Source organism: Polaromonas sp. P1_G2, assembly GCF_056405515.1.
This window is the reverse complement of record NZ_JBFUBY010001089.1, coordinates 1-463: the sequence shown is the minus strand read 5'-3', so window position 1 is coordinate 463 and position 463 is coordinate 1. Positions and strand designations below refer to the sequence as shown.

1 protein-coding gene is annotated in these 463 nt (G+C 57.0%); it reads left to right on the top strand.

Going from position 1 to position 463, the window contains the following annotated elements:
* Positions 1–432: DeoR/GlpR family DNA-binding transcription regulator (locus tag AC1D0P_RS29190; RefSeq protein ID WP_477679928.1), on the top strand; the 432-nt coding region annotated here is incomplete at its 5' end.
* Positions 433–463: the final 31 nt, after the last annotated feature.

The following is a 463-nucleotide window of genomic DNA, read 5'->3' as shown; positions in this document are numbered from 1 at the left end:
GTCATCACGCCGTCCCTCGATGTCGCAAACGTCCTGAGCACCAGGACGGATATTCGTCTCATCATTTTGGGTGGCGAATGGGATAATGCCCAGCGACTCTTCAAGGGGCCGACGACCATCGAGACGATCAAGACGTTCCGGGCAAATACCCTAGTGACCGGTGCCTGTGCAGTCGACCGCACTTTTGGTGTTACTGCTTCGGAAGAATGGGACGCCGCTGCCAAGCGGGCCATGCTGGCTGTCAGCGAGCACAAGATGCTGGTCGCCGACCACACGAAAATGGGCCGACGCGAACCCTTTTTTGTGTCGCCACTAGAAGACTACGATTTCTTCATCACCGATCGGACGGCCGAAGACAGCCAAGGCGCTCAAGCGGGTTCTACGGATGACGTCGTACGAGGCTCCAAAGTCAAACAGGTTGAGCCAGGATAGCGAAAGCGGCGAGCAAACCCTGCAAGATGAC